The following is a 6,426-nucleotide window of genomic DNA, read 5'->3' as shown; positions in this document are numbered from 1 at the left end:
GACAATTAGCCTATAAATGCCGTTGGTATGGGAGAAATTACATCGAAGTAGATAGATGGTTTCCTAGCTCTAAAAGGTGTAGTAATTGCGGGTATATTGCTGAGAAAATGCCGTTAAATGTTCGAGAGTGGGATTGTCCAGACTGTGGGACACACCATGACCGAGATATTAACGCCAGTAAAAACATTTTGGCCGCAGGGCTTGCGGTGTCAGTCTGTAGAGCGACCATAAGACCTTCACAGAGTAAAACTGGGGCGGCAGGTGCGAAAAATCCTTCGGGAAAGAAGCAGAAACTCAAATCGTGAGGTTTGGGAATCGCCGTCCGTTTTACGGCGGTGAGGATGTCAACTTAAGCTTAAATTATGCCAGTGGCATCACTTCTCCTCTCTCTCGGGTCACTAATTGCGGGTTAGGATCAAGGTTACACTTCCTTTAGATTTTTAAGCCATGTCGTTGAACCAAGAATCCCTCGCTTTTAGCGGTGGGAGTGTCAAGAACTCAACTAGCGAAATTTTGATCGTGGGCGGTGGTATCATCGGATTAGCGATCGCCGTCGATTTGCAATTGCGCGGGGCAAAAGTTACCCTCCTAGTTCGAGATATAGCTCAGGCCGCTAGTCGTGCGGCTGCGGGAATGTTGGCCCCCCATGCGGAGGGGATTCCCCCGGGTCCCTTTCTCGATCTTTGTCTGCGTTCGCGCTGGCTATATCCAGAATGGAGCCGCAAAATCGAGGATTTAACGGGTATAAACATCGGTTACTATCCCTGTGGTATTCTTGCTCCTGTTTACGAGCAAAATCAGCCTATTACTGCCAATGCAGCTAATAAAATTTGGTTAGACAGCAATGCAGTTCACCTCTACCAACCCGGACTAGGTAAAGATGTGATCGGTGGTTGGTGGTATCCCGACGATGGACAAGTGGATAACCGGCAGCTAGTGACTGCCCTGCAACAAGCGGCCGAAAATTTAGGGGTAGAAATTCGCCAAGGCATAGAAGTCCACGCCTTACAACAAAAGCAGGGAAAAGTCAAGAGTATTTATACCTCAATTGGGGAATTAGAAGCAAAAATTTACATTTTAGCGGCGGGATCCTGGGCCAGTCAACTATTACCCCTCCCTATCCATCCCGTCAAAGGTCAAATGGCCGCAGTAAAAATGCCCCCTAACCAGACCTTAGCTAGGGTTTTATTCGGTCCGCAAACCTATCTGGTTCCCCGTCGCAATGGTCGTTTAATTATCGGTGCCACATCCGAAAAAGTCGCCTGGCAAACGGGTAATACACCCCAAGGACTGCAAACCCTTTTTGAGCGGGCCACCCGTCTTTATCCCCCTTTAGCTGACTGGGAAATCGAGGAAATGTGGTGGGGATTCCGTCCGGGTACACCGGATGAATTGCCCATTTTAGGCCGTAGTAGCTGTGATAACCTGATTTTAGCCACCGGTCACTATCGTAACGGCATTTTACTCGCTCCTGTCACTGCTTCCTTGATTGCTGACCTAGTAATTAATCAAAAAACCGATCCGATTTTGACTCATTTTCGTTGCGATCGCTTTAATCAACCATCACCCGTTACTATTTCACCTATGTCCTTAACTATTATTGAGAATAAACCCCAAGCGCTTTTATCGCCCCAGAATGATCGCCTCACCATTGCTGGGAAAACCTTTCACTCCCGCTTGATGACTGGGACTGGCAAATATGCCAATCTGACCACTATGCAGGAAAGTATTACTGCCAGCGAATGTCAGATTGTCACCGTTGCTGTTAGACGAGTACAAACGAACGCTCCCGGTCATGAGGGATTAGCAGAAGCGATCGATTGGTCGAAAATCTGGATGTTACCCAACACTGCTGGTTGTCAAACGGCCGAAGAAGCGATTCGGGTAGCCCGTTTAGGGCGAGAAATGGCCAAATTATTGGGACAGGAAGACAATAACTTTATTAAACTCGAAGTTATTCCGGATCCTAAATATTTATTACCCGATCCGATCGGAACTTTGCAAGCGGCGGAACAATTAGTTAAAGAAGGTTTTGCCGTACTGCCCTATATTAACGCCGATCCTCTCTTGGCCAAACGTTTAGAGGAGGCTGGCTGCGCCACGGTTATGCCCCTAGGATCGCCGATCGGGTCGGGACAGGGGCTGAAAAATGAGGCAAATATCGCAATTATCATCGAATCCGCCAAAATTCCCGTGGTGGTAGATGCCGGGATCGGTACACCCTCAGAAGCAGCCCGGGCCATGGAAATGGGGGCCGATGCTTTATTAATTAACAGTGCGATCGCTATGGCGGCCAATCCGGCTATGATGGCGCAAGCCATGGGAATGGCGGCAAAAGCGGGACGTTTAGCCTATTTAGCGGGAAGAATGCCGATTAAGTCCTATGCTAGTCCTAGTTCCCCCCTGACGGGAACGATCGCCTAACCCAGTGATCTTAAGCCCGGAATTGGCTGTTTTCAGCTATTAGAGCCAGCAAAAATCCCTATGACTACAGACAATCAAACTGAGTATGTTGCCGCTTTAACTGATTTACACCGTGGACTTGACCGTAAAGGGCCAGGTGACTCTGACTTCTCCCTAAAAATTTTGAGCAATCTCTCTATTTTGCCCCTCAAGCGGCGAATTGCCGATCTAGGATGTGGAAGTGGTGCTAGTGCTTTACTGCTGGCACAATACTACCAAAGCCCTGTCATGGCAGTGGATTCCTCGTCGGTTTTTATCGACGAACTCAAAACCCGAGCAAAACAGCTTGGTCTTGAGCATTTAATCATTCCAATTCATGGTGACATGGCTAAACTTGATTGGTCAGTGGGTTCAGTTGATCTGCTTTGGTCTGAGGGGGCTGCTTATAATCTTGGGTTTGAGCAGGCCCTTAAAATCTGGCGACCTCTTCTTTCTAACAACGCTATTGCCGTCATCTCGGAGATGAGTTGGTTTACTGATGATCTGCCAGAGCCTGCTGTGGCCTATTGGCAAAACGCCTATCCTATGATGGGTAATGAGTTTGAGAATATCGTTCGGGCTAATAGGTCTGGTTTTAAGGTACTTTCTACCCATCGGCTGCCAAGTCTAGTTTGGTGGCTAAATTATTATGAACCTCTCCGTGAACGAATCGAGCAGCTGGAAATCAGCCCAAGTAGCCAATCGGTTATTCGTGAAACTGAAGAAGAGATGAAACTTTTTGAGAAATTCAGCAACTTCTATGGTTATACCTTCTATGTTCTGCAAGCGGTCTAGAAAAAAAGCAGCAATTCTCATTTCAAAAAGTAACAATTTATACAGACAGAAACAGAGATTTAACAGGTGGCAAAATCGCGATCACCAATCAGTGTTGGACGGGTGTAATTTCAGCTATTCAGTCATTATGAGGGTTATGACATTTTTGGTGGGGGTGCTAAAATCTGCTTCTAGCATCAAAATGAGAATTGCTGGAAAAAAAGCCGTCCAATTTATGATCAGCTAACCCAGTGATCTTAAGCTGGCAATGGGCTGTTTTCAGCTATCGTGGGCGGGGCGAGAAAAATTGACTAGAATAAAAGAGGTGGAATCATGATCGAGAGTCTGCCGGGCAATTACCGTCATGGCCGCCAATCCTGAGACTACATTTTTTGATCACCGAGGTATATTGGCGATGATCACTAGAAATTCTTTATTATCAGGTTTGTTTCTGGGTCTGGGTTGGGTTTGCGTTAGCGGCAACCTAGTCGTGGCCCAATTGCCTATCAGTGAGCGTTGTTTAGCGGGGGCTGAATCCTGCGCTTACCAAAAATATCCCCAATACAATCAGCAATTAAACTTTCGCACCAGTCCCCAAATCGAGCAGCGGCGACAGAACACGATCGAAAATGAATGCGGTAGCAGTAATTCCTCTCGTTGTAATAATCTGCGTCCGCAGGTGCAAGAGCGACAGGAAACTCCCACCATGCAGCAATTGCGGGAACAACAGATTAGAATTATCCAAACTCGTTAAAATAGGGGAGATTTTTCCATCTCCCCCCACACCACCTATCGATAAATCCCACAATTAACGCACTTCAAACAAACGATTATCCGGTAAATTACTAATCGCTCGCTGGAGACTATTCAAGGATCTATTGTAATCGACGATCGCCTGTAGATAACGGCTTCTGGCATCGGTTAAATCCCGTTGGGAGTTGATCACATCCGTTTGGGTTCCCACACCCGCCTGAAAGCGTAAACGGGCTAATCGCAGACTTTCCGTGGCCGATTCAATGCTTTTTTGCGAAGTTTTGATGTTTTCTTGGTTAGAAATCAAACTATAGTAGGATTCCTCCACCTGAAGGCGAATTTCATTGCGACGGAGGGAGAATTCCGTATCGGCGCGATCAATATTTCTTTCCGCTTGACGAGCGCGAGCAAAAGCACGACCACCATCAAAAAAAGTCCAACGAATCCGGCCACCGACGCTAAAACCATCGCCAAAACCCGCATCATCACTGAGATCGTTGAGGACATTATACGCGCCCAAAAGGTCCACTTGGGGAATCACCGCCGAAATGGCGATCGAGCGATCCTGTTCGCTAATTTCCCGTTGTAAGAGTTGTTGTTCTAATTCTGCGCGATTTTTATAGGCCAGAACGATACTATCATCAAGACTTAAGCCCCAAGTTCCCGCCTCGCGAATCTCATCGGCAGCGGTTAACTCAATGTGTTGGCCAACACTCAATATCTGTGCCAGTCGCCGTCGGGAAATACGCTGGTTAGAAATCGCCCGGGTTAAGTCTTGGTTGGCGTTAGTGAGGTCAACTTCCGCCTGTAGGACAGCAAATCGAGTTCCTAGTCCCGCTTGCTCCAATAATTGAGCATCCCGTAAACTTTGACTAGCATCTTCGATCGAGGCTTGGGCGATCGCTACTTGGGCATCACCCCTCTGTAATTCATAATAGGCATCGGTGGCATCAAAACGAGTTTGTTCCGAGACTCGTTCCACCTCTAATTCCTGTTGCCGGATCACTTTTTCGGCCCTTTTGATCTGGGCTGCCCGTTCACCCCCTGTATAAACCCCATAGACGATGCTAACACTACCCTGAAGGTTGGTACTATCTTCGGGTGTAACTGCTGGGATTCCCTGTTGACGAGCTAACTCATTCTGTCTTTGGGCAGCTGCCGATTGATCTTGAGTGAGACTGGCCTCCGCTTCTGCCGTGGGTAATAAGGCCGCCTGTTGTTCCTTTAATTGGGCCTGAGCGATTTCCAGATTAATCCGGGCTGTCTGTAAGGTCTGATTATTTTTTAAAGCTAATTCGATCGCTTGATTTAAGGTGATCGCTTGTACTACCCTAATATTCACCTCATCCGGTTTGGTGGGAAAAATTAGGGGATTGCCACTAGGATTAAGATAATTGGGGGCTTTGGGATCTGCTTCCGTGGTTGCCGGTGCCGCCGATGGACCGGGTAATTGAGAAACTGGATTGGCAGTAGGTCGGGGTTTCTTCAATAAATCGGCAGCGGACTGAGTTTGTGCCTTAACCGAGGATTCAGCCAAGAAAATCAACCCAAGCACCGCACTCACGGTAATACCATAACGCAAGAGCAACATGAGTATCTCAAAAGTAAACAGTAAACGATAAGAAGTAAACAAGCTCACACCACTATGTTGGCCGATTACTAATTACTAATCACTAATCCTACTCCATCCCGACGCGGATCGCCCGTAGCGGTTAATTCCCCCCGATCATTCACTGCCACCCCATGCACACCCCCAAAAAACATATTTTGTTCTTGCCAACGGGATACTTGAGTATTTGCGGGTAAAACCAGATTTTTGAGCATATTTTCCCGATCTTCTAAAGGTTCAATTCCTAATTGTTGATTTTCCCAATGTAGGCGCGAAGCAGCGATCGCATCGGGTAAGGATTGCCGAAAATCGATTAAATTGCTAATAACCTGTAAAATAGCGGTGCGAATGCGATTGGAACCCCCAGAACCGAGAACAAATCGCGGCTTTCCTTCCTCTAAAATCATCGTCGGGGACATCATCGAAAATTTTGGGTCTGAAACCCCGTCGTTCTACGACGGCTTTACCGTTAAATACTAGCGCATTTACGGAATATATGCTAAAATGCTCCCCATGGAAAAAGCCTATTCTTACCGATTTTACCCCACACCAGAACAAGAGTCGCTATTGCGGCGCACTTTGGGCTGTGTAAGATTGGTTTACAACAAAGCTCTCCATCTCAGAACACAAGCATGGTACGAAAAGCAAGAAAGAGTAGGCTACGCTCAAACTTCTTCAATGCTAACTGATTGGAAAAAACAAGAAGAATTAGACTTTTTAAACGAAGTTAGCTGTGTACCTTTGCAACAAGGGTTAAGACATTTACAAACAGCTTTCACTAATTTCTTTGCTGGTCGTACTAAGTATCCTAACTTTAAGAAAAAACATCAAGGAGGAAGTGCCGAATT

The 6,426-nt window shown here is 46.7% G+C and carries 6 protein-coding genes and 1 pseudogene; 5 read left to right on the top strand and 2 right to left on the bottom strand.

The genetic code is table 11. The features are described 5' to 3' along the window. From EWV84_RS12620 to EWV84_RS12605, 4 genes are all read left to right on the top strand, one after another. Positions 1–305, top strand: a 305-nt coding sequence (locus tag EWV84_RS12620; RefSeq protein WP_287078257.1) for an RNA-guided endonuclease InsQ/TnpB family protein, incomplete at its 5' end; no start/stop codon positions are given. A 142-nt stretch (positions 306–447) separates the two neighbouring features. After that, the gene (thiO, locus tag EWV84_RS12615; protein ID WP_287078256.1) at positions 448–2,424 is read left to right on the top strand and encodes a glycine oxidase ThiO; all 1,977 of its coding nucleotides are present in this window, start codon (positions 448–450) and stop codon (positions 2,422–2,424) included. Positions 2,425–2,484: 60 nt separating this feature from the next. Further along, positions 2,485–3,237 carry an SAM-dependent methyltransferase gene (locus EWV84_RS12610; RefSeq protein ID WP_287078255.1) on the top strand — a complete coding sequence of 251 codons (753 nt, stop codon included), beginning with the start codon at positions 2,485–2,487 and terminating at the stop codon, positions 3,235–3,237. Between the two features lie 343 nt (positions 3,238–3,580). Beyond that, positions 3,581–3,970 carry a hypothetical protein gene (locus EWV84_RS12605; RefSeq protein ID WP_287078254.1) on the top strand — a complete coding sequence of 130 codons (390 nt, stop codon included), beginning with the start codon at positions 3,581–3,583 and terminating at the stop codon, positions 3,968–3,970. Between the two features lie 54 nt (positions 3,971–4,024). Here the strand turns inward: EWV84_RS12605 and EWV84_RS12600 are convergent, their stop codons facing one another. Further along, positions 4,025–5,560 (bottom strand): TolC family protein, encoded by a 1,536-nt coding sequence (locus tag EWV84_RS12600; RefSeq protein WP_287078258.1) that lies wholly within the window; start codon positions 5,558–5,560, stop codon positions 4,025–4,027. A gap of 68 nt (positions 5,561–5,628) precedes the next feature. Next, positions 5,629–6,003: pseudogene (locus tag EWV84_RS12595) on the bottom strand (gamma-glutamyltransferase); the annotation flags it as partial. Positions 6,004–6,091: 88 nt separating this feature from the next. Here EWV84_RS12595 and EWV84_RS12590 point away from each other — a divergent pair. Continuing rightward, on the top strand, positions 6,092–6,426 hold a 335-nt coding region (locus EWV84_RS12590), incomplete at its 3' end, for an RNA-guided endonuclease InsQ/TnpB family protein (RefSeq protein WP_287078253.1).

This window comes from Microcystis sp. M_QC_C_20170808_M3Col (assembly GCF_007095505.1).
Lineage (GTDB): Bacteria > Cyanobacteriota > Cyanobacteriia > Cyanobacteriales > Microcystaceae > Microcystis.
This window is presented reverse-complemented; position numbering and strand designations above follow the sequence as displayed.

Coding starts and splice junctions, on each gene's coding strand:
- EWV84_RS12605 (WP_287078254.1), top strand. CDS start 3,581: ATGGCCGCCAATCCTGAGACTACATTTTTTGATCACCGAGGTATATTG.
- EWV84_RS12600 (WP_287078258.1), bottom strand. CDS start 5,560: ATGTTGCTCTTGCGTTATGGTATTACCGTGAGTGCGGTGCTTGGGTTG.
- EWV84_RS12610 (WP_287078255.1), top strand. CDS start 2,485: ATGACTACAGACAATCAAACTGAGTATGTTGCCGCTTTAACTGATTTA.
- thiO (WP_287078256.1), top strand. CDS start 448: ATGTCGTTGAACCAAGAATCCCTCGCTTTTAGCGGTGGGAGTGTCAAG.